Origin of the sequence: Pseudomonas sp. TWR3-1-1 (assembly GCF_049896545.1) — a bacterium.
GTDB classification, from domain to species: Bacteria; Pseudomonadota; Gammaproteobacteria; order Pseudomonadales; family Pseudomonadaceae; genus Aquipseudomonas; species Aquipseudomonas weihenstephanensis.
Genome location: NZ_JAFCUO010000008.1, coordinates 224,289 through 246,845, shown reverse-complemented (window position 1 = coordinate 246,845; position 22,557 = coordinate 224,289). Strand labels below are relative to the sequence as shown.

At 54.8% G+C, this 22,557-nt stretch carries 18 protein-coding genes; 13 read left to right on the top strand and 5 right to left on the bottom strand.

What is annotated here, in order from left to right; genetic code table 11:
* Nucleotides 1-99 precede the first annotated feature (99 nt).
* From ACP7A4_RS18030 to ACP7A4_RS17970, 13 genes are all read left to right on the top strand, one after another.
* Nucleotides 100-759, top strand: coding sequence for a paraquat-inducible protein A (locus ACP7A4_RS18030; protein ID WP_059762379.1), 660 nt, complete (start codon nucleotides 100-102; stop codon nucleotides 757-759).
* Nucleotides 746-1,369, top strand: coding sequence for a paraquat-inducible protein A (locus tag ACP7A4_RS18025; protein ID WP_059762380.1), 624 nt, complete (start codon nucleotides 746-748; stop codon nucleotides 1,367-1,369). Before ACP7A4_RS18030 ends, ACP7A4_RS18025 begins: the two co-directional genes overlap by 14 nt.
* The gene (locus tag ACP7A4_RS18020; protein WP_059762381.1) at nucleotides 1,362-3,665 is read left to right on the top strand and encodes a PqiB family protein; all 2,304 of its coding nucleotides are present in this window, start codon (nucleotides 1,362-1,364) and stop codon (nucleotides 3,663-3,665) included. Before ACP7A4_RS18025 ends, ACP7A4_RS18020 begins: the two co-directional genes overlap by 8 nt.
* Nucleotides 3,666-4,125: 460 nt before the next feature.
* Nucleotides 4,126-4,659, top strand: a complete 534-nt coding sequence (locus ACP7A4_RS18015) for a fimbrial protein (protein WP_059762382.1) — start codon at nucleotides 4,126-4,128, stop codon at nucleotides 4,657-4,659.
* Between the two features lie 57 nt (nucleotides 4,660-4,716).
* Entirely contained in the window at nucleotides 4,717-5,283 is a 567-nt protein-coding gene (locus tag ACP7A4_RS18010; RefSeq protein ID WP_371260624.1) for a fimbrial protein, read from the top strand.
* Nucleotides 5,284-7,854, top strand: a complete 2,571-nt coding sequence (locus ACP7A4_RS18005) for an outer membrane usher protein (protein WP_426247896.1) — start codon at nucleotides 5,284-5,286, stop codon at nucleotides 7,852-7,854. It abuts the gene before it with no gap.
* Nucleotides 7,851-8,612: a fimbria/pilus periplasmic chaperone gene (locus ACP7A4_RS18000; RefSeq protein ID WP_426247895.1), complete on the top strand. Its 762-nt coding sequence runs from the start codon at nucleotides 7,851-7,853 to the stop codon at nucleotides 8,610-8,612. The genes ACP7A4_RS18005 and ACP7A4_RS18000 overlap by 4 nt, the downstream gene beginning before the upstream one ends.
* A 21-nt stretch (nucleotides 8,613-8,633) precedes the next feature.
* Nucleotides 8,634-9,209 (top strand): fimbrial protein, encoded by a 576-nt coding sequence (locus tag ACP7A4_RS17995; protein WP_059762385.1) that lies wholly within the window; start codon nucleotides 8,634-8,636, stop codon nucleotides 9,207-9,209.
* Between the two features lie 10 nt (nucleotides 9,210-9,219).
* Nucleotides 9,220-9,714 (top strand): fimbrial protein, encoded by a 495-nt coding sequence (locus tag ACP7A4_RS17990; protein ID WP_059762509.1) that lies wholly within the window; start codon nucleotides 9,220-9,222, stop codon nucleotides 9,712-9,714.
* 13 nt (nucleotides 9,715-9,727) lie between these two features.
* A complete protein-coding gene (locus ACP7A4_RS17985) occupies nucleotides 9,728-10,207 on the top strand; it encodes a fimbrial protein (RefSeq protein ID WP_203303699.1) in 480 nt (159 codons plus the stop codon).
* A 12-nt stretch (nucleotides 10,208-10,219) separates the two neighbouring features.
* Nucleotides 10,220-10,774 (top strand): fimbrial protein, encoded by a 555-nt coding sequence (locus ACP7A4_RS17980; RefSeq protein ID WP_426247894.1) that lies wholly within the window; start codon nucleotides 10,220-10,222, stop codon nucleotides 10,772-10,774.
* A gap of 68 nt (nucleotides 10,775-10,842) precedes the next feature.
* Nucleotides 10,843-11,784, top strand: a complete 942-nt coding sequence (locus ACP7A4_RS17975; RefSeq protein ID WP_059762387.1) for a fimbrial protein — start codon at nucleotides 10,843-10,845, stop codon at nucleotides 11,782-11,784.
* A 102-nt stretch (nucleotides 11,785-11,886) separates the two neighbouring features.
* Nucleotides 11,887-12,816: a fimbrial protein gene (locus ACP7A4_RS17970; RefSeq protein WP_203303697.1), complete on the top strand. Its 930-nt coding sequence runs from the start codon at nucleotides 11,887-11,889 to the stop codon at nucleotides 12,814-12,816.
* Between the two features lie 70 nt (nucleotides 12,817-12,886).
* Here the strand turns inward: ACP7A4_RS17970 and ACP7A4_RS17965 are convergent, their stop codons facing one another.
* The 5 genes from ACP7A4_RS17965 to mksB form a co-directional block, all read right to left on the bottom strand.
* Complete coding sequence (locus ACP7A4_RS17965; RefSeq protein WP_426247893.1) at nucleotides 12,887-16,516, bottom strand: transporter substrate-binding domain-containing protein; 3,630 nt, start codon at nucleotides 16,514-16,516, stop codon at nucleotides 12,887-12,889.
* Nucleotides 16,513-17,142 (bottom strand): response regulator transcription factor, encoded by a 630-nt coding sequence (locus ACP7A4_RS17960; protein ID WP_059762390.1) that lies wholly within the window; start codon nucleotides 17,140-17,142, stop codon nucleotides 16,513-16,515. Before ACP7A4_RS17960 ends, ACP7A4_RS17965 begins: the two co-directional genes overlap by 4 nt.
* Before the next feature lie 496 nt (nucleotides 17,143-17,638).
* A complete protein-coding gene (gene mksF, locus ACP7A4_RS17955; protein ID WP_059762391.1) occupies nucleotides 17,639-20,479 on the bottom strand; it encodes an Mks condensin complex protein MksF in 2,841 nt (946 codons plus the stop codon).
* The gene (mksE, locus tag ACP7A4_RS17950; RefSeq protein WP_059762392.1) at nucleotides 20,476-21,138 is read right to left on the bottom strand and encodes an Mks condensin complex protein MksE; all 663 of its coding nucleotides are present in this window, start codon (nucleotides 21,136-21,138) and stop codon (nucleotides 20,476-20,478) included. Before mksE ends, mksF begins: the two co-directional genes overlap by 4 nt.
* Nucleotides 21,128-22,408: an Mks condensin complex protein MksB gene (gene mksB / locus ACP7A4_RS17945; RefSeq protein WP_059762393.1), complete on the bottom strand. Its 1,281-nt coding sequence runs from the start codon at nucleotides 22,406-22,408 to the stop codon at nucleotides 21,128-21,130. The genes mksE and mksB overlap by 11 nt, the downstream gene beginning before the upstream one ends.
* Between the last annotated feature and the right edge of the window lie 149 nt (nucleotides 22,409-22,557).

Below are 22,557 nucleotides of genomic sequence, written 5' to 3'. Positions count from 1 at the left end.
TGCGGCGTGCTTCACCTAAAGTCCTACAAATAGACGCAGTCATTTCATGCTCCGCACACTAGAATGGGCGCAGTCATTTCAAAGCCAGAGACTCCTTATATGCCAGATCCGGTTGACGCCCGCAGGGTGTCAGATTTACCGCTGGACGAGTTAGTGGCCTGCCATGAGTGTGATCTTTTGATGCGCAAGCCGCATCTTGCCCTCGGCGAGAAAGCTCAATGCCCGCGCTGCGGATATGAGCTTTATGCCCATCGTCATAATGTGGTTGAGCGCAGTCTCGCGCTGGTGATTGCGGCTCTGCTGCTCTACGTGCCTGCGAACTTTCTGCCCATCATGCAACTCAATCTTTTGGGCCAAGTCTCACAAGATACCGTCTGGAGCGGCGTAGTCGGGTTGTTCGATACGGGTATGCAAGGTATCGCTGTTGTCGTGTTCCTGTGCAGCATGGGCATCCCACTGCTCAAGCTACTCTGCCAGCTCGCTGTGTTACTCAGTATTCGTTGGAACATAGGACGCGAATATGGCCTGCTTATTTACCGTATTTATCACCACCTGAAAGATTGGGGCATGCTTGAGGTCTACTTGATGGGGGTGCTGGTGGCGATTGTGAAGTTGGCCGACCTGGCGGAACTCAGCCTTGGACTTGGCCTGACCTGCTTCGTCAGCCTGTTACTGGTTCAAGTCTGGCTGGAGGTCGTCATGTCACCTCACCAGATATGGCAGGCCCTCTCAGGGGAGGATGCTCATGCGTGCGATTGATGCCGGGATCTTGATCTGTACCGAGTGCCACGAACTGAACCGGCAAGACCCTCAAACAGATGAACAAACATGCACTCGATGCGGCGCCTTAGTACACGCGCGTCGTCCCGACAGCCTGATGCGAACGTGGGCACTGTTGCTGACGTCAGCCATTCTTTATATACCCGCCAACTTATTGCCCATCATGACGATCAGTTCGTTAGGGCAGGGTTCGCCCAGTACCATCATGGCTGGCGTTATCGAGTTGGTGCAGCACGGCATGATCCCGATTGCTGCCGTGGTATTTATTGCCAGTATTCTGGTGCCAACCTTTAAATTGGTGGGTATTGCTTTGCTGCTGTTCTCTGTTCAGCGCCGCCAGCCTTTATCCGCCCGGCAACGCATCATCATGTATCGATTTATCGAATTCATTGGCCGCTGGTCGATGTTGGATATTTTCGTGATTGCCATCTTGGTAGCAGTGGTTAACTTTGGCCGTATAGCCAGTGTCGAGGCCAACCTGGGCGCTGTGGCGTTTGCCAGTGTGGTGATACTAACAATGCTTGCCGCTGTAACTTTCGATCCCCGACTAATTTGGGATAACACGGAGTCGGACGACGACCATGAGTGATTTACCTACCGCTAAAACCCGCCCGGCCTCTAACTGGTCGGCCATCTGGATTCTTCCCCTCATCGCGCTGATTATTGGCGGCTGGCTGGGCTGGCGTGCTTACAGCGAAACCGGGATCAACATCCAGGTTCGTTTCGAAAGCGGGGAAGGGATCGTCGCCAATAAAACCGAAGTGGTCTATAAGGGCATGCCAGTAGGCAAGGTAAAGACCTTGGCGCTGGATGAAGAAGGCCCTAGTAAAGGCGTCATCGCCACAGTCGAAATGGACAAGGATGTTGAGCAGTATCTGAAAACCAACACCCGCTTCTGGTTGGTCAAACCGAGCGTGACATTGGCAGGCATTACTGGCCTCGAAACCCTGGTGTCCGGTAACTACATCGCTGTTAGCCCGGCGGATGGCGGGCCTACGCGCAAGTTCAAAGCTCTTTCGCAAGAGCCGCCGCTGTCTGACGCAAAGCCTGGGTTGCACCTCACGCTCAAGGCAGATCGTTTAGGTTCACTGAACCGCGGTAGTCCGGTGTTCTACAAACAAATCCAGGTCGGTCAAATCAAGAGTTATGTGTTGTCTGAAGACCAGAGCACTGTTGAGGTCAAAGTTTTCATTGAGCCGACTTATGCCAACCTGGTGCGTAAACACACACGTTTCTGGAATGCCAGCGGCATCAGCATTGACGCCAATCTGTCCGGTGTAAAGCTGCGAAGTGAGTCGTTGGCCAGCATCGTCGCTGGCGGCATTGCTTTTGCGACACCGGAGAATCGTAAAGACAGCCCGCCGACCGACTCAAGCTTGCCGTTCCGCTTGTATGAGGACTTTGATGCGGCGCAGGCCGGGATCAAGGTCAAAGTTAAACTCAGCGACTTCGAAGGTTTACAGGCAGGCCGTACGCCGGTCATGTACAAAGGCATTCAAGTCGGTAGTCTCAAAGGCTTAAAGGTTGATCCAGATCTAACCAGCGCAAGCGCTGAATTGGCGCTGGACCCGTTGGCCGAAGACTACTTGGTAGAAGGCACTCAATTCTGGGTCGTCAAACCCTCTATATCACTGGCGGGCATTACCGGTCTGGAAGCGTTGGTCAAAGGCAACTACATTGCCATACGTCCTGGCGATAAGGGCAGCACACCTGAGCGCGAGTTCATTGCCCGTCCTAAAGCGCCGCCGTTGGATTTACGTTCGCCAGGTCTGCACATGGTGCTTTTCACTGACAACTTGGGATCGCTGGATGTGGGCAGTCCGATTCTCTACAAACAGGTTAAAGTCGGATCGGTTCAGAGCTATCAGTTCTCTCGCACCAAGAAGCAACTGATCATTGGCGTTCACATTGAAAAAGAATATGAAAATCTGGTGAATGCCTCTACGCGATTCTGGAATGCCAGTGGCATAACCCTGACAGGCGGATTAACGGGCGGCATTCAGGTTAAAAGCGAATCCCTGCAAAGCCTGATGGCAGGAGGCATTGCCTTCGAAACGCCGAAAGCGACGGCCCCTTTGCAAAAGCGCATTCCACGTTTCCGCTTGTTTACTGATCGCGATGCGGCCATGGAGCAAGGCGTGCCCATCACGATCAAAGTAGACCGTGCTGACGGCTTAAGCAGCGGTTCACCCATTCGTTTCAAAGGACTGACAGTCGGCAAAGTTGAAAGCGTTGATCTGAGTGATGATCTGCAATCTGTCTTGCTTCAGGCACGTATTACCGAAGTTCCTGATCGCATTGCACGGGTCGGCTCACAGTTTTGGGTGGTTAAACCGGAACTGGGTTTGATGAAAACGGCCAACCTGGAAACCCTCGTCACGGGTCAATACCTTGAGGTGCAGCCTGCGGCCAAAGACCGAGGCCAGCAAACCAGCTTCGTAGCACTGGATCGCGCGCCTGATGCTGCTCTGCCTCAGGCCGGGCTTAGTTTGGTGCTGAGTGCTGCGCGCCGCGGATCGCTGAAAGAAGGTGTACCGGTGACCTACCGCGAAGTTACCGTGGGCAAGGTAACCGGATATGAGCTGGGCAATACGGCGGACCGAGTGCTGGTGCACATCCTGATCGAGCCACGTTACGCACCTCTGGTGCGCAGCGGCAGCCGCTTTTGGAATACCAGTGGTTTTGGTGTCGACTTTGGCTTGTTTAAAGGCGCGACAGTGCGCACCGAATCACTTGAGACCCTGATCCAAGGCGGTATCGCATTTGCAACGCCGGATGACGGCAAAATGGGCAATCAGGCCCGGCCGGAGCAAACCTTCCCGTTGTTCGATGCCTTTGAAGATGAATGGCTTCAATGGGCGCCGAAAATACCACTCGGCAAGTAACCCCCCCATAGCCTTTAAAACCGCGATCACTGATCGCGGTTTTTTTTATTCATTTTTCACCACCACGCTCCCGTGGCCTGTATGACACGCCGGAACGATTTTTTAATGTTCAGTAAATTCCTACAAGCGAATTGAAAATAAACAGTTAGATTCTTCACTGTTTCATCAAGGGTAGAGAGTTGCTCTGCGTATATAAGTCTTTGTGCTCAGTGCGTGGCGATATTTAAGCCTTTGATAAAACAATGCTGAAATTAACGATTGCTTTTAATTGTGCGTTGTTTCGGTGTTCGCATAATCACGGGGCATTCATTTGTCCTTGAGTGATGAGCGCCGTTGTGAACTGGTGCGTGTTTAAACACCTTGCTCGGGTGCAAGGTGTTTTTCAAGTGTCCACGGTCACGTAAACGTGTGAGTAATTAAAGCAACGTATTTTTAATTGACTTACATAGGAACAATTTAGATGAACATTGCAATAAAAACTGCGTTGGCTTCCATGGTCTTTCTGGCAGGTTCTGCCTCTGTTGTTCATGCGGCAGGCGCAGGCCAAGGCACTGTTACGTTTAAAGGGGCGATTATCGAAGCCGCCTGCTCCATTGACCCCGAAAGTGTGGATCAAACCATCGGTCTGGGCCAAGTTGCAAAGTCGGCACTGACCGGGGGGGGCACTGCAACGCCTCAAGATTTCTACATCAAACTGGTGGGCTGCAACGTAACCAGCCTGACCGATAAAACGGTCACCACGACTTTTACCGGTGCTGAATCAGCCGATGTTCCCGGTGCGTTGGGCATCGTCGGGACTGCCAAAGGCGCTGGCGTCATGATGGTTGATGGCAGTGGCACCGCGGTGGTACTGGGCACGGCAACCAAGCCTCAACTCCTTCAGGACGGTAATAACCAACTGTCTTTTGGCGCCTTCTTGAAAGGTCAGGCAACGGGCGACATTACGCCGGGTGAGTTTAGCGCCGTGACGAACTTCTCCTTGGCTTACCAATAAATGTTAGTCCTGCCGCCGTGTAGTCGGCGGCAGGACAAAACAGGAGGGGGAATCAATGTGAAAGTGTTTACGGCGTCAGCGTTTAGTTGCGTGCTTGCCATGTTTCTAACTTCCTGTCTGTCGGTATTTGCCGAGCCACGCCAACAAGGCAGTGGTGTCGTCACGTTAGGTGGGCAAATACTTGATTCCGCATGTGCTCTGGATGCTAACAGCGCTTATCAAGTAATTGATATGACGCCTGTCCCTGTCGGGCGATTAGTTCGCGAAGGAGAGAGCGATCCACATCCTTTTTCATTGCGCTTGATCCAGTGTTCGCTGACCCGCCCTGATCCTGATCGTCCAGGTCAATACTTACCGGATTCGGAACATGTACGGGTGACCTTTGAAGGTTTGACTGATCGTGAGGGGCGCTCTTTTGCTGCCTTGGGATCTTCGCAGGGTGTGGCTTTGCACATAACGGATGTAAACGGTCAGGAAAGTATCCCGGGAGTGCCCATGGACCTGATGCCCTTGGCGGGAGAGGACATGGTGCTCAATTACGTGCTTCAACTGGTTGGCAATGATCAGCCAATAGCTGTCGGAACTCATCGTGCTGCGGTGCGTTTCAGGCTGGAGTATTACTGAATGTATGGGCTGTGCGCGTTATTAAACCCTTTGATAGGCAAGCCAAGACTTCAACCCGGTTTGCTCGCAGGACTCCTGTCGATAAGCAGTGGGGTATTGGCTGCTGGGGATATCCAGTTCAACACCGATATTCTTGATCTGCATGATCGTAGCAATTTTGACCTGTCTCAATTCTCGCGCAGTGGTTTTATCCTGCCGGGGACTTATCCGATGGCTGTGCAGCTTAACAGCGACACACTCCCTGAGCAGTCGGTGGCGTTTCACTCCTCCGAACAGGACCCGAAAGACAGCCTGGCTTGCTTGACCCCAGAGTTGGTGGGGCAAATGGGCTTGAAAAAAGAGTATTCAGCTCAACTGACCTGGTGGAAAAGTGGTGAGTGTCTAGACACCCGCAGCTTGCCCGGAATGGAAGTCTCGGGTGATTTGAGCAGCTCCACGCTGCACATTTCGCTGCCTCAGGCTTACTTTGAATACAGCGCTCCCAATTGGGACCCGCCGTCGCGTTGGGATGAAGGCGTTCCGGGTCTGCTGCTTGATTACAACATCACTGCGCAGAACATCCATCAGCGAGACGAATCGGTACGCAACAATTTCAGCGGTAACGGCACCGTGGGTGCTAATGCTGGCCCCTGGCGTTTTCGCGCCGACTGGCAAGGCCGGGCTGACAGCGCTGATACTGGCAATACACAAAAACTGGAATGGAGCCGTTTTTACGCTTATCGCGCATTACCTTCTATCCAGTCGCGCCTGACATTGGGTGAAAACTACCTGTATTCAGATATTTTCGACAGCTTTCGGTTTGTCGGTGCTTCGCTGAATTCCGACGACACGCAGTTGCCTCCCAACTTGCGCGGCTATGCACCTGAAGTGTCAGGTGTGGCCTTGACCAACGCTAAAGTCGTCATCAGCCAGCAGGGCCGTGTGCTCTACGAAACGCTCGTGGCAGCCGGACCGTTTCGCATTCAAGACCTCAATGATGCCGTCAGCGGTTCTCTGGATGTTCGCGTTGAAGAGCAAGATGGCACCGTCACCACTTTCCAGGTTGAATCGGCAAGTATTCCCTACCTGACACGCCCCGGTACTGTTCGTTACAAAGTGGCAGGTGGCCGGCCATCAGACCTGCATAAGGGAGGGCAAGGCAATGCTTTCGCCACGGGTGAGTTCTCGTGGGGGGTGAGCAATGGCTGGTCTCTGTATGGCGGTGCAATCACAGACAACAATTACAAAGCATTTTCCCTGGGTGTAGGACGTGACTTACTTGCATTTGGAGCGCTGTCATTTGATGCCACGCGTGCTCAAACATCCCTGTCGGATGAAACCTTGTCGGGTGCTTCTTACCGCTTGAGTTATTCGAAGCGATTTGAAGAATTTGACAGCCAAATCACTTTTGCCGGTTACCGCTTCTCCGAAAAAAACTACCTGAGCATAAGTGAATATTTGGATGCGAGTCAGTACGGCGGCCCCGTGGGAGGCAGTAAGTCGCTCTATACCGCAACATTCAATAAGCAGTTCCGTGATGCGGGAGTCTCTGTTTACCTCAACTACAGCAACCAGTCTTATTGGGACCGTCCGGCTAGCGAGCGATGGAATTTATCGTTGGCGCGTTATTTCAATATGGGCACGATCAAGAATATGAGCCTGTCGATGAATCTGTTCCGCAATCAGGAGCGCGATCAACGCAGCGGAGCACAAAGCAGTACCGGGATGTACCTGTCGCTCAGCCTGCCGTTGGGCAGATCGGGGACGTTATCGACGAGCGCCAGCAGAACGATGGACAAAAACAGCTATTCAGCGCGATTCAGTGATCGACTCGATGAGCGCAATAGCTATCAACTCTCGGCCAGTGATAACTCGGTCAGCGGATACCTGAGCCATGTGGGTGATCGCGCCAACCTGGACTTCAGCGCCAGCGCACAAGAAAACGACTACACCAGCCTCAGTCTTTCTGCGCGCGGCGGCGGCACCCTCACCGCCAAAGGGGGGGCTTTGCATCGAAGCGGCAGTATGGGCGGCACGCGTTTGATGGTCGACACCGCCGGTGTGCCCGATATCCCGATCCGTGGATATGGTGCGGCGAGTCGCAGTAACGCGTTTGGTAAAACCGTTATTTCAGACATCAGCAGTTATCACCGTACGGCGGCGAGCGTTGATCTGGAAAACTTGCCAGCCAATGCCGAAGCGACTCAATCCGTGACCCAACTGACCTTGACTGAAGGGGCTATTGGCTACCGCTCACTGGATGTGATCTCAGGCGAGAAAGCCATGGCGGTGATCCGGCTACTTGATGGCAGTACGCCTCCGTTTGGCGCCACAGTGAAAAATCAGAGGCAGCAGGACACGGGCATCGTCAACGAGGACGGAAGTGTTTACCTGAGTGGTATTGAGCCTGGCAAACAGATGACCGTCAGTTGGGGCGGTACTGAACGCTGCACCCTGATGTTACCTGCGAGCGTGCCAGCCGATGGTTTGGTGTCTGCGCTGAACCTGCTTTGCGAAGGCGCAAGTGCGAATGACAAGTCGCCTGCACTCACCCCCTTGACTGACAACGACACGGAGAACAAACACTTATGACGCCTACATCGCGTTTCACGCCGTTGGCACTTGCGCTGGTTGCGTTGTGCCTGCTTAACAACGCCAAAGCGGCCATTGGCCTTGATCGAACCCGGGTCATTTTTGATGGCAGTAAAGACGCTGTCAGCATGAGCATCACCAACAACAACACACAGCTCCCTTATCTGGCTCAAGGTTGGATCGAGGATGAACAAGGTAACAAGATCAGCACCCCGCTGACGGTGCTTCCTCCTGTTCAACGCCTGGAGCCGGGTAAGCAGAGCCAGGTAAAAGTTCAGGCATTGCCCGCCGCTAAAATGCTTCCCCAAGACCGGGAGAGCGTCTACTACTTCAACCTGCGTGAAATTCCGCCCCGTACAGACAAGGCCAACACGCTTCAAATTGCCCTGCAAACCCGGATCAAGCTGTTTTATCGGCCAGCCGCGATCGTTCCCAGCCAGCAGCAGCTGTCCAATCCCTGGCAGCAAAAGCTGACTCTTACGCGGGTTGGGGATCAATACCGGGTGAATAATCCAACCCCGTATTACGTCACGCTCGTCGATGCCCGACGCAGCAAAGATGCCAAGACAGTCGAAGGTTTTGAGCCGTTAATGGTGCCGCCCAAAGGGTCGCTCACCTTGTCCTCCAGTGCCAAAGCACTCGGCGTTACACCGTATATGACTTATGTGAATGACTACGGCGGTCGTCCGACGCTCGCTTTCAGCTGTTCGGGCGATACCTGCACGGTGAACCTGGCGGCCTCACCGGGGGATGAGTAATGCACGCTACAGGAGGCGCTTATGAAACCTGACAGTACAAAGACCCTCGTTTGCCTGTTGTGTGTGCTACTAACGCCCGGCACCCAGGCTGCGGATGAGGACGGTATGGGCGGATTACTGGACATTTCAGGTTCCCTGCACCATTCCGCCTGCATGGTGGAAATGTCCTCGGCGTATCAGACCGTGGAGCTAGGCAATATCCCGCGCAGTCAATTGCAACAACCCGGTGATGGGGCGACGCCCATTGCGTTCCACCTGCGATTTTTTGATTGTCGACGGGCAGCGGGCAGTATCACCAATGAACGGACGGGCAAGCTGGTCTGGAGTGCTTATCACCCGGTGGTGTCGGTTGCATTTCTGGCGCCTGCCGATGCGGATGACTCCCGCCTGGTCCAGGTACGCGGCATCTCCGGGTTAGGGCTGCGCCTAAGCGATTCAATGGGGCGGGATGTGCGTTTGGGGTCTAGAGGCGAACCTTTATTTTTGGCCCACGGCAGTGACACCTTGACGTGGTATGTCCAGCCCACCCGTACCCCGGCAGCGCTGAGCAATGGCGCGTTCAGGGCCGTGGTGGATTTCAGGCTCAATTATGAGTGAGGGTGCAACCATGGCTAAAGCCGTCAATGCCAGAACCTTATGTGTGTGCACTCTGCTGCTTTTAGCCATCAGCGAAGCGGCTCTGGCACAGGTCTCTCTGGCGATCCGCGGGGTCATCATTGCGCCTCCGACTTGCATCATTAATGGCGGGAACACGCTCAATGTTCCGTTTGGTAATGCCCTTATGACGACCCGAATCGACGGTGTGAATTATCGCCGCCAGGTGCCTTATACGGTCACCTGTACGGGCCTGCCCTCAAATGGCATGACCCTGAAACTGCAAGGCACCGGGGCAGGCTTCGACAGCACGTCTCTGAGTACCAACAACGCAGATCTGGGCATCAAACTCTTCATCAATGGTGCGCTCTGGCCCCTCAACAACACGGTGAACTTCACCTACCCGACCTTACCGCGCATGGAGGCTGTGCCCGTGAAAAGGATTGGCAGCGTGCTCAGCGCCGGTGCTTTTTCGGCGTCGGCAACGGTCGTGGTTGCATTGCAATGACAAGGAAAAACACATGAGACTCTGGCTCCAGCCTGCTCTGCTCGCACTGTGTTCCATGGGGCTTGGCAGCAATGCAATGGCGAACCTCACGTTCGACGGCACATTGGTCGAACCGCCGCCGTGCACGATCAACAGCGGCGGCTTGATAGAAACCGACTTCATGGATGTCGGTATTAGCAAGGTTGATGGCATTAACTATCGTCGACCGGTGAGCTACACGATTACGTGCTCGTCGGGAACCTTGCCATGGGAAATGGTATTGACGGTCAAGGGGGTCGCCACGTCTTTCGAATCATCCGCCGTGCAAACCAGCGTCGCTGATCTGGGCGTTCAACTCTTGCAAGACGGCACGCCCCTGAACCTAAACACGCTTCTGATCATCAACCCTACAACTCCGCCAGTGCTGGAAGCCGTACCGATCAAGCGGCCAGGCGTGCTGCTCGCCACGGGCGGGTTTACGGCTTCGGCCACATTGTTGGCTGAGTTTCAGTAAGGAAGGGTGGTTATGAGAAGTGCAATGCAAGCCAACGGTTTTCAGGTGGGCAGGTTATTTTTTTTACTGGCGGGTTTTTTACTGACGCCAGGCCAAGGGCAGGCCGCGGATAACCTTATATTCAAAGGCAATTTGGTGGCTGAGGCCTGCACCCTTCGTCCAGGTGATGAGGCGTTGGCGGTTGAGATGGGAGAGGTCTCAAGCCGCGACCTCTACACAAACACTCGCACGGTGGGCAGGCTTTTCGAAATCCATCTTGAAGACTGCGATTCGAGTACTGCTGATTCGGTCACTACGACGTTCAGTGGTGTGGAAAATATTGAACTTCCCGGGCTGTTGGCGCTGGACGGCGGCAGCGTTGCGAAGGGTATTGCGATAGGGCTTGAAACACCGGCCGACCAACCGTTGCCTTTGAATGTGGTCAGCGATGAACAAGCGCTCAGCGACGGTCACAACGTAATTGCTTTCAAAGCTTATATAAGGGGTGAACCCCAAGCCTTGGCGGATCAATCGATTAGCGCTGGTGTATTTAGTGCGATCTCCACGTTTACCCTGGATTACCCCTAACGGTTTAACTCTTACCCTCCTGCCGCGCGGGGTGCACCGACGCTCTCGTGTGAAGAGAACACTTCAATATGAATTACCTGACCGGCCTCTTGCTGTTGTTGTTCATGCATACCGCTATGGCTTCGCAATGCCGAGTGAATGGCGGGCTTTGGCAAGACGTGACCTATAACTCTCTTTATATTTACGCCCCCGTGCTGACGCACCCCGGTTCGGGGCGGATTTTGCTGGATGGGTATCTGATGGAGTGTCGTTATACCCCGGATGGTTTTCCGGCAACGGTCAAAGATTATTGGCACACCTACACGAATGCGTTAGTCCCCGGGCCGAAGTTCTTGAACTACAGGATGGGATTGCGCATTAACAATGTTGATTACCCGATACCGGTAGGCCCTCGCATTCACCTTGCCACGATGTCGAACAATGGGCGGGGTGTCGACTTGCGCACGTATATGTACATCCTCACTCAAGGATCGCCCGGCAGCCCGATTGATATTCGCCGCGGGGACCTTCTAGGCACGATGGTTTTAAAACAAACCAACAATACGGGCAACCCGGTTGAGCCCGTGGTGAGGGTTTATCTATATGCCGATAACAACTTCGTCGTTGAACCGTCGACGTGCACCATCAATAACAATCAATCCATTGATATCAATTTCAGTACAGTGGACAGCACCCAGATTGGTGAGAGTGTTAGCAGTACACCGATCCGCATGCCGGTACGGTTGAATTACTCGTGTCCCGACCCGGGGGTCACCTTGCCAATCAAAATAACGCTCAAAGGTACGGCGTCCTCCTTCAATGCCAATGTGCTGGGCATGAGTAACATCAATTTAGGGGCTGGACTGTTACGTGCCGGGGTGTTGATTGGGCCAGAGCAATCATTTAACAGCATGATCAATAATAGTTCGGGCGGCGACGATGTGGTCTTCGCACTCATACGGCAATCGGGTAGCACTCCGGCCGCGGGGGCTTTTAACGCGAGCGGTACGCTAGTGATGGGCGTGCCCTGAAACAACATCATGTTGAATAAATACGTGTTCAAGGATGCGCGCTCAAGCGAACCGCCTAACGCTTAAAGACTGTCTTCTTGAGTCAATACAAGTGAGAAAACAATGAAACTTATAATCGGTACAGTGCTGTTGCTGCTCATGCAGTCCGTGTCGGCTTCACAATGCCGAGTGAACAATGGTCCTTGGGAGAGTGTGGCCGGCGGCTGGTTTCCGCTCACCGTGCCTTTGATTGCTCACCCCAGTACGGGGCGAATTGATCTTGATGGTTACATTATGGAGTGCCGTTACACACCGGATGGGTGGCCTGCCTCAAGCACGGACCGTTTGTACACAAAGCCGGGGGCCTTACTGTCTCCTTATTTTGGTAACTACACGGTAGGGTTGCGCATACGTGGCAGGGACTACCCCAGCCCCGTGACGGGAAATGTCCTGCTGGCCACGATGCCTAATGACGGAAGGGGGCGCAATCTTGAGACCTTCATGTACATCCTGACCCGAGGCTCTCCGGGCAAACCTATTAATATTCGTGCGGGGGATTGGTTCGCCACCTTCCAGCTTCGTCAAGACGGCTTTCATACTGACCATGATGTGGATGTGCTGCTGTATGCAGGCAATGACTTTATAACTGAACCGTCCACCTGCACGATCAACGGCAATCGTCCCATCGACGTCAACTTCAACACCGTCGACCGTACACTCATTGGCGAAGCCGCCAGTAGTACGCCAATACGTACCAACATCCGCTTGAACTACTCTTGCCCAGATCCCGGCATTACGATGCCTATCACCATTACGCTACAGGGCATTCCTGCCTCGTTTGACGCCGGTGTGCTGAGTACGAGCAATCCGAACCTGGGCACGGGAATGCTGCGAGGGGCAGGGCAAGTAAGCCCCGGCAGTGCCTTCTCAACCAACATCGTCAACAGTTCGGGCGGGGACGATGTGACGTTCGCGCTCACCCGTCGACCCGGCAGCGTTCCAGCCACCGGTGCTTTCTCCGGGAGCGGCACGTTAGTCATGGGCATACCTTAAGCCCCAAGGGATGCGCACCTGCGCTGATGGATACCGTGCGACGAGAATGTTCAGTACGCACGGGCCATGCTCAAACCCGATACACCTCAATCACTTCCATCACTTGCGCCATTGCTTCGTATTGTTCATCGACGCGTTGTGCCAACTGGCTCCACTCGGGGCTCAAGCATGCCTGTTCCAGGCTTTCACAGCAGCGCGCCAAATGCTTTGCCTTGATCATTCTTGCCCCGCTTTTGACCTTATGGGCAATATCACTGAGGCCCGGTAAATCGTTTTTGGTGAATGCTTTTAACAGGCACGCCATATCGTCTTCGAGGCTATCGATCAAAGGCTCAAGCAGACTTTTCAGGGTATTGGCGTCCCCGCCGGTGAGTTGTTCGAGGGCTTGCAGATCGATCAGTTGGCTTGAGGGCGAAACATAATGTTCGCTATGCGGATCGACGTTGATCCGATTCGCCGACATTAGTCGGGCTTCCAGGCTTTGCAAACTGATGGGTTTGAACAGGCAATCATTCATTCCCGCTGCCAAGCAGCGCTCGGCCTCCCCGATCTGGGCATTGGCGGTAAATCCCACGATTAAAATGGCGCTGGCGCCAGTGGCTGCCTCCTCTGCACGTACGGTGCGGGCCAGTTCGTAACCATCCATGACCGGCATCGAACAGTCGGTCATGATCATGTCAAAGCGTTCTGCCCGCCAGGCTTTCAACCCTTGCGCACCGTCTGTGGCCTCAATCGCGGTATGCCCCAGATACCCCAACTGTTGAGTCAGCAACCTGCGATTGGGGGGGTAATCGTCAACCACTAATACTTTTAAAGGTCGAGTTTGACAGCCCGCCACACTGGCGACAGGTGCAACCGGCATCTGTGACAGCAACGTCACGATCTCCAGTTGCATGTTGATGCATGTCCCTTTGCCCAGCGTGCTCTCCAACGTCAGCGTGCCGCCCATCATGGCGCACAACTGACGGCTGATCATCAGCCCCAGTCCCGATCCGCCCGGTGTTTGCTGCTGAGGGTTGACCTGGGAAAAACAACTGAACAAACGTTGTTGATCGTCGTTTGAAATACCGATGCCCGTGTCTTCAACCTGCACAGAGAGGTGAAGTCTTTCACCATCATCAGAACGCTTGGCGCGAACACTCAAACGCACTTGTCCGGCCTCTGTGAACTTGATCGCATTGCTGAGCAGGTTGGACAGAACCTGCCTGAAACGCAGCGGGTCGATCAATACGTCGGTGCTGATTTTTGGGTCAAGCTCGACGCTCATCAACAGCCCTTTTTGTTGGGCCATGCCCTCGAATACCCGAACGGTGGACTGGACCAATGCCATCAAGTGTGTGCGTTGCTGATTGAGTGACATGCGCCCGGATTCAATTTGCGCGATATCCAGGATTTCACCAATCAGTTCAAGCAACCCATGTGCCGCTTCAGACGCCACGTTGATCGACTCTTTATCGGCAACGCCTTGTTCGGCTTTTTTCAAAGCCAGTTCAAGCATCCCGATTACGGCGTTCATCGGCGTGCGGATTTCGTGACTCATGGTGGTCAGAAAATCACTTTTCGCCAGATTGGCCTGATCGGCGTGATTTTTAGCTTCTTTTAACTGCTCAAACAGTTGGGCGCGTTCACTGATGTCGATCCAGCCGCCGATCATGCCTGCCACCGCACCGTCGCTACCCCGATAAGGCAGCACCCAGTGATAAATCGTCAGCACCCGACCGTCAGGCAGTGTCAGCGGGTGGTCGCGTAGCAGTGGGCGAGCGTCTTGCATCACGCTCATATAGTCATTGTGGTAGGCCGTGCTTTGTTGTTTGGGGCTAAACGACAGTTCAAGCAGGCTTTTGCCTATGACGGCTTCGCGACTGACGCCAAAGGTTTCTAGATACACTTCATTGCAAATCAACAAACGTCCTTCACGGTCACGCACATAAATAGGGTGGGGCGTGCCGTCGATCAAGGTGCGCATGAACGCCAGTTGATCACTTAATGCGCGCTCAGCGTGATCGCGTTTCTGAATGAGCCCGCGCAGGTAAGCAATCCACACAACCCCCAGTACCAAGATGCTTGCCAGAATCATCGAGACTTTTAGAAACGTTGAGCGGTGACGCTCCCAATATCGACTGTCCAGCACGACTGCGCTTTGCCAGCGTTTGGTCAGCACATCCATTTCTTCCGGGGAAATACTGGTCAGCGCCTTGCCTAAAATTGAGTACAGCGCTGGCGCATTCGCACCGACCGCCAACGAAAACTGGGCAGGCGTAATGCCCACGGTGCTACGAATTCTTAATTGGCCGCTGTAGTGCTGTTTGATCAAATAACGTGCACTGATCAATGAGTTGACTGCCCCTTCAACTTCCCCCCTGGCAACCATCGCCAAGGCCTGTGCGGAGTTAGTGGCCGCAATCAGTTTCACGCCCGGGAAGTATTGTTTCAGGTAAGGGTGCGTCGTGTTGTCGATCACCAACGCCACTCGCTTACCTTCCAGCATATCCAGTGTCAGCGCGCTCCCCGGCTTTACAGGTGTGACCAATACAAAAGGGGTGGTGAGATAGGGCTTGGTAAAACGCAGGGTATTTTCTCGGCTGTTACTGGGGGTGAAGGCGGGGGTCAGGTCGGCATCACCCTGCTTGATCATGTCCGTCAATTGCGCCACGGAATTGCTGCGTACCAAATCGAATTTCAGCCCTGTACGCGCACTGATCTTGGCCAGCAGGTCGGCCGCCAGCCCGCTGAAAACGCCACGATCATCAAAAAAGTTAAAGGGCAAAAAATCTTCGGTGATCGCCACTTTCAGCCGGGGATGCTGAGTGATCCAGAGCTGCTCTGACGGCGAAAAGTGCAACGGGTCGCGCCCCTCGAATCTCATGCCGCTACCCCCCCAGCGGCTTAAAATTGCATAACTTTCGTCCGGGGGAATGCGAGCCAGCGCGGCATCGATTATTCGCAGTAAACGCGGATTGGGGTGATGGACTGCAAAAGAAAAAGGATGCCCCTCAATAGGGGAGAAGTCTTTGAGATAAACGTTGTTCAAATAGTTTTTATTGATCAGGTAATTGGTGCTGATGGCATCCCCCAGGTACATGTCCGCCTGACCAAAAGCGACCGCGCCAATAGCACTCAGGGTTGAGGCGTATAGCTGCACATCCGCATGCGGATATACCGTTTTGACCTCTTCAAGTGGCTGGTAGTGATACAGCATGGCCAGCCGCAGCCCTTTTGGTTGCGCAGCGTTTTGCAGATTGTTGCCCGCGCGCGTGACCAGCACAGGCGTATCAAGTGCATACGGTGAGGAGAATGCCAGCGCGGGATCGGTCATCTCATAGGCATTGGCCGTTCCCAGTAAATCAATGTCACTTTTTTTTAACGCCTCAATGACCTCGGCGCGAGAATCATACCGGCGCACCTTGAACGGGATGTGTAGCAGCTGGCTCAGCAACCCAGCATAGTCGGCCGTCAATCCTTCGAAATAATCGCTGCCGGTTGAAATATCAAAGGGCGCATAGTCTGGTGCTGAGGTGCCCAGCGTCAGCGAACCCTTGCTCATTAACCATTGTTTGTCGCCCTCGCTCAGGCCCAGAGGCGCAATATCTATGTGCGAACGAGCCAGCAGTTGCAAGTCGACGGAGCCTGCACAACCCGTCGACGTCATACATAACGAGAAGAACAAGGGCAGGTATTGTCGACGTGCCAATGTGCTCATTCGACCAGATTGTTGCGTTTTGCGAACTCAGCCAAATAGACCACAGACTTGATATTGAGCTTGTTGAGGACGCGGGTTTTATAGGTGCTGACGGTTTTTTCGCTTAACAGCATGGTTTCAGATATTTTTTTGTTGGATAAACCTGATACTAAATATTGCAGCGTTCTCAGTTCTCGATCAGACAGTGTCTTGATCAGTTGTTGATCGCTTTGGTTGTCGTTCCCCGCAGTGGCGACATTGGCGTTAATGTCATTTAAATAAATGCCGCCACTCATCACGCGATGGATAGCGTGAGTTAACGCGTCCACATCTTCGGTTTTTTCAATAAAACCGATGGCGCCTGCACGGATACAGCGATCAGCAAAAAATGCAGACCCCTTGGAGGTGAGGACCAATACTTTTATGGGTAAACCGAGTATGTGCAGGCGCTTCAACACTTCCAGCCCATCCAGCTTGGGCATTGATAGATCAAGAACAATTAGATGCGGAACATGCGATCGCGCCAAGTCCAGAGCGGTTGCCCCATTATCTGTTTCTGCCGCTACCTGGAAATTGGCTTTCTCTAATACCAACCTGACAATGCGTCGAATAAAAGGATGGTCGTCTACAATTAGGGCCTTACGCATGATATCTCCTACAACTTTTTAAGAATACTTTGTAGGCTGCTGACTTTAGCTATCCCAACATGTTGATAGAAAAGCATTTTCGGATCTGAAAGAGTGTAGTGAGTCACTAGTTGGATAAACATATCTCTTTTTAAGTCACGCAACGTGTAAAGGTTACGGCTTTCTGAAGTGCCTGAGGTAGATGAAATAGGTATGAGATACCTCAGTGGTCACCGAAAAAGCATCTAAAACCCGGATAAGCAGTGTTGTTAGAGTGCCAAGCACTGCGGCGTTAAAGCATTTAGCAGTGTGCTGTTTGTTTGTTGGATGATTGGTAGGAATTTTCTGAAAATAAAAATATATTTTAGTTTCTGATGTAAGACATATTTGTAGACGTTTCGATATCTGCGGTTGTGGATAACTTCGAGTGTGATCGACTTTACGTCTTACTCGCCTGTTGAACAAAAAAAAGGCCGCGATCAGTGATCGCGGCCTTGTGGTGTACAACCTGGTTGCGTCAGACCTCGTCCAGCGCTGGCTGTTGTGCAACCGCGGCCAGCGCAGGTTTCACCTCGTCATGGCGGCGAATGTATTTCCAGTCATCCTCATCGATATAAATCCCGTTAGGCCCGCTGCCACCCTCAAGGTCGATGGCCACATGGGCGCACACTTGCGGCTTGACGCTGGCCAGAATCGGCACAAAGCCCAATTGCAAACTGGTTTCGAGCAGCGCGGTCTGGTTCTTTTCATCAATGTCTGCCGCTTCATCGAGGTAGTACGGCAAACGAATGCGCCCGGCCAGGTCGCGGTCCATCAAGTGCAGCAACAAATACATGTTGGTCAGCGCCTTGATCGTCATGGTGGTGCCGTTGGACGCCGCCCCGTCGATGTCGGTATGAATCACCGGCTGGCCATTGACCTTGGTGATCTCGAATGCCAGTTCAAACAGGTCCTTGAGGCCCAACTGGTTATGGTTGGCGGCCACCAGACGCGCCAGGTATTCCTTGGCTTCTTCGTTCTTGTTGTCTTGCTCGGCGCTTTGGCTGAGGTCGAACACCGACAATGTTTCACCCTCTTCGTATTGCCCGGCGCTGTGGATAATTTGATCGATGTGCTTGAGCGCTTCCTTGTTGGGCGCCAGCACAATGCGAAAGCTTTGCAGGTTCGATACCTGGCGTTTGTTGATCTCGCGGTTGAACAGCGCCAGTTGATGCTCAAGGCTGTCGTAGTCGCTGCGAATGTTGCGCAGGGTACGGGCGATGTCAGTAACGGCTGCGCGCCGCGCTTTGCCCAGGGTCAGGGCTTCTTCAGTGCGGTGCGCGTACGCGTTGATCAGCAGTTGCAGACGGCGCTCCATATCGTCTTCGCTGTCGAACTTGGCCACCCCTTTCAAGCGCACTTGTGCATACAGCGCTTCGATCTGGCCGTCGCAGCGCAACAGCCCTTGCCACGTGTCCTGATAGTCGTTGAGCAATGGCAGCAAGTTGTCCATCGAGTCGTCGATCGGGTCCATGAACGGGGTGCCGAACGGCAGGTCGGCGGGCAACAGTTGGCGGCGGCGCAGGCTGTCATCCAGCGTGCGCTGCTTGGCTTCCATGTCGCCGAGCTGGCGCCCGACCAGTTGCAGCTTGGCCGACAGTTGCTGCACGCGTTCGGTGAACGCATCGCTGGAGCGCTTCAATTCATCTTGCGCCGCTTCAGCCTGAGCCAGTTGCTCCAGTTTTTCGCCTTCTTCGGCACTCAGCGTCTGGCAGCGGCGCAAGTCTTCCAGCGCCTTTTGCGCGTCCAGCACTTGCTGGTACAGCGACTCGGCTTCGTGCTTGCTCGCCGCGCGGTCCGAGGTCACGGCCTGTTGGGTTTTCAGTTGCTTGAGTTCTTTGTCCAGACGCTCTTTTTGATCGCGCAGTGCGGCCCGGTCTGCCAGTGCTTGCAAGGCAGGCGGTTCGATATGGCTGAGGTCGATGGACAGCCCCGGTGCTTCAAAGCGTTCGCCTTTGAACCCCTCCAGGATCATTTCCAGCGATTTGACCCACGCGTCGCTGTCGTCCAGCGCAATCCCGTGCTCGCCCAGCGGCAGGCTGAACAGAGCGCTGTTGAACAACCGCATCAGGCGCTCAACGTCCTGCTGCGAAAATTCTTCGCGCAGACGGGCGTAGCTGTTGTTGTCGGCGTGATCGAGTTGCTGCTTGACTGACTTCAGGCGTTTTTCCAGATCGCGAACCCGCTCGTCCAGGTCTTCGGCGCTGAACTGACGCGATTGCGCGAGCGCGCCCGCCAGTTCGTCGTGCGCGTCTTTGGCGGCGAGCAACTGTTGTTCGAGTACTTTCACATCGTCCACCAGCGCGAAGCGGTGCTTGAGCACCGACAGCTCGCCCAGCCAGCGCTGGATGCCGGTGATTTCGCGCTCCAGGCGCATCAGTTCCTGGGTGCTGCTGCGCTGATCGTTTTGCAGTGCGTCTTGCTCGCCGCGGTAGTGCTCGGACTGAATCAGCAGCTCCTCTTTGCGCGCCCCGGCATAGTCCTGCCAAGTGCCGAGCAATGAATCAAGCACCGGTGACAGGCGATGCAGCTTGCCGCGTAGCAGGTCGCGCTGGCGCACACCGCCAGCCAATGACTCGACCAGTGGCCCGGCGCCGACCAGTGCGTTGTAATCCTGCTCCATGCGCCGTACATCGCGGAACGCTTCTTCACAGGCGGCGATGTAATCGACACTGCCCGAGCGCAGGCTGTGCTCAAAGGCATCGAGGAACAGTTGCTTGAGCTTGGCGGCCGTGATTTCGCGCATGTGCAGCAGGTTGATAAACAGCGCGCGGAAAGTTTTGAGGCTCTGTTCGCTGGTGGAGCGCAGCGGGATCAGGGTGAGGTCGAGCGGGATCGAGGTGTGACCGCCGACCAGCAAGCGCCGCAGTTCGTCAGGCTTGAGTTCGTAGGCTTTCAGGCCGTTGCGCTCAAGGTTGCTGAACAACTCTTTTTGCCGCAGACAGGTGTCGTCTTTTTGGTAATGGGCCAGGTCCAGCTTGCCGGCGTAGGCGAAAAACTGATGGCCGAAACCGCCTCCGGGCCCGCGCCCGACCACACCAATCACATGCGGGCCGTGGGGCAGGGACACCTCAACGAGGATATAGCTGGTGTCGGAGGCGAAGTAAAAACGCCGCGATTGTTCAAGGCTGTATTTGCCGAAGCTCATGTCCGACATGCGTGCCAGAATCGGGAACTGCAAAGCGTTGATCGACGCCGACTTGCCGAGGTTGTTGGCCCCGTACACCGACAACGGATGTTCCAGCGGGAACAGGCCCAAGCTGTAACCGGCAGTGTTCAACAAGGCAAAGCGGCGTATTCCGTAGCGTTCCTGGCTCATGCGTCCATCTCCTGTTGCTCGGCGGCAATGGCCCGCGCCAAGGCGGCTTCTTCGTCTTCGTCCTCGACCTCAGGGTCGTCCCCTGCCAACACGGGCGTGGGTAACGGCAAGATGCTGTGCAGGCTGGCCGCCAGGTCGCGGTCCTGTTGCACCGACAGGCACACATCGAGAAAACGGTGCATCGGCGGCAAGAAGCGATAAACCCCGTTCTCTTCGTTGGCGAAGCCCAGTTGCGTCATGCGGCGCATGATCTTTTCTTCCAGCTCGTCCTGGGTCGTGACTTCGGCTTGTACAAACAGGTCGCGGTATTTTTCCAGCAGCGCGGGCAGTTCGTCGCGGCCCAGGCTACCACCATCGAGCACGGCAATCGGGTCGCGGCCCTGATCGGCCAAATGCTCGACGATGATGAACGTGAACAGCGCCAGACGCTGCGCGGTCTTGTTGACCTGCGCTGTGGCGGTGTCGGGCACGAAGTAATAAAAACCGCGGGTATCACACACCAGCTCAAAGCCCAGCGCCTTGAACAGGGCACGGTACTGATCCTGGAAGTTCGACAACTGCGCGTACAGCTCCGGGTCGCGTCGGCTGACGTGGTAGCCCTTGAACAATTCACGAAAAATCGGTGCCAGTTGGGAAAGTTCAGACAGATCAAGATGCATGGAGAGGGCTCGCAGTAGGCTCGGCTGCATCTTCGCTGCGTGAAAGCAGGGCGAAGGAGCGCAGGCTGACCAAATGTTCGTGGGTGTGATACTCGCGACGCTCAAGACGTTCGCGCACGAAGCGTTTCTCGCGCGACAAGCGCGAGAACCAATACAGCAATTCGTCGGTGTCGCCGTTGGGCTCTTGGGCCAGCAACCAGCTCATCAAGTCCGGCATGGGCAGCGCGTCACTGCAACGGTCGAGCATTTCCTTGACCGTGCGCGGTGCTTTAGGGGCCTCGCCCACCTTGTGGGTTTTGTGCGCTTTGGGGAACCGGGCGGGTTTGGGTTCAAAGCGCGCGAGCGCATACACGTAGGCCTCGACCTGGCTGGCGCTGCCCAAAAAGGTGCTTTGCGGGCGAGTGAACATCGGCATCGCCGCTTGCGGCACCGCGTCCAGCCCTTTGCGCCGAATGGCCGCCAGGGCCAATGCCGCGCCACGGGTGACGGCGTTGTGGCGGCGGGCCTCTTCACGCAGCGGTAGCAGCAGTTCGCGGGCGTGGCGCAGCGTCAATTGCGCACTGGTTTGCATTTCGAGGATGCGCGCATGGGTGCGCAGCAGCATGTCGTCATCGACCAAGTGGCCAAGACGTTGCTGTTCACTGAGCATGCGCAGCAGCACATTTTCGACCTTGCGCACGCCTTGTTCGAAGGCACCGTCGGCATTGACTAACTGAATCATCGGCTCGACGTATTCATCCCACGTCGCCAGCACTTCGGCGTAACGCTGGCGCAACGGGATCTGCCGGTCGCTGGTCTTGGCACGCTCTGCCACAGCCACCAGCGCCTGTTCATCGTTGGCCAGTTTTTTCAGCACATCGCGTACCCGCATATCGAGCAGACGTAGCTGGCGCGCCAGATCGTTGCCGTCGCGGATATCGAACGCATCCTGGATATAACCCGCCAGGCGCTCCAGATGGCGCAGGTAGGCTTCGATCTCCAGGCACAGGCCGAGGCGGTGTTCACGCCGCAAATAGGCCAGGAAGTCATGGATTTGCGCGTTCAGCTCAAAGCGGTTCGGGCTTTTGGCGACCGGCACCAGAATGTCGAGCCGGATCCAGCTGTCGAGCACCTGGGTGATGTCTTGCGGTGTGCTGTCCACCTGATGCGCTGCCAATTGCAGACGCAGCTCGCTGAGGCTCAAGGTGCCTTGGTCGAAGTGTTCACACAAAGGCTCAAGGAGTGCCCAGTGCTCGGCGAGGGCACGTAAAACGCGCTTGGGTTCGATCATGGGAGGGCCGGTCGATTGGCAATGAAAGGCGGCGATTGTACTGCGCACATCTTTACTTGGCGATCTGCTGCCGGATGGCCCAGCAACCATTGGGCGATCAACAGCAGGCGTGAAGGGCAGAAGGGCGGTAGAATCCCCGCTCTTTTGTT